The following is an 876-nucleotide window of genomic DNA, read 5'->3' as shown; positions in this document are numbered from 1 at the left end:
AGGGACCTCCGGTCAGTGCGGTCATGAGGGGGCTCCAGGGGGACGGGATCGGACGGGACCAGGCGAGGTCCGCCGAGATCATTCGGTGTCAGTCGCAGGCTAGGGGCGCCGGAGGCCCCCGGGCATGTTCCGTTCGGGAGAAGTGGGCGCGTCGCCTTGTCCGTACCGGACATGGCGGGCGTCCCGGGCGCCGCCCGGCCTCCCCTGCGAGTGATCATGCCCATACGGAGGCGTGCCGTACCGCAGGTCACCTGAACTCCCCGCTCGTGCCTACTAGATTGAGCTGCGGCGCTACGAGAGAAGCTCGGGCACGACGTCTGGCGCGGGGGGCGAAGGGCAGCGTTATGGACACAGAGGGCACGTTCGACCCGTCCGGGCCCTGGGGCCCACGCGACACCACGCCTTCCGGGCCGGGCACTCCGCCCGTACCGCCGCGCCCCGCCGAGCCGCCGCGGATGCCCGCCGCGCCCCCGCGCGGCGTCGAGCACGGGCATGCGCAGCACGGGGTGCCCGAGTCGCCCTTCATGACCTGGCTGCGCGTGCCGCGCACCGCCGCGCAGCCGGGGGTCTGGGCCTTCGGCCACCGGCCCAGGGCGCCCGAGGAGCCCGGCCGGGTGCCCGGCAGGCAGCTCGTCAGCGGCGCGGTGATCGCCTTCCTCTGCGGATGGCTCTTCTGGTCGCTGCTCTGGCACGGCTACCTCGGCCCGTACTGGAAGTGGCCGCTGCGGGCCATGGCGCCGGGCTCGTGGACGGACGGCACCGAGGAATGGATGATCGCGTCGTACGTCTATTACGCGCTCGCCCTGTGCGTCCTCGCCGTCGGCTTCGGCAGGGTCGGCCGCTGGCCCGAGCTGTGGCGCCGGTACGTCACACCCG

General features: G+C 73.4%; 1 pseudogene. It reads left to right on the top strand.

Going from position 1 to position 876, the window contains the following annotated elements:
- Positions 1 to 344 precede the first annotated feature (344 nt).
- Positions 345 to 876 (top strand): annotated as a pseudogene (locus tag K6I34_RS37550) (ATP-binding protein); the annotation flags it as partial.

It is taken from the genome of Streptomyces sp. UNOC14_S4, assembly GCF_020740835.1.
In the GTDB taxonomy this organism is placed as follows: Bacteria; Actinomycetota; Actinomycetes; order Streptomycetales; family Streptomycetaceae; genus Streptomyces.
This window is presented reverse-complemented; position numbering and strand designations above follow the sequence as displayed.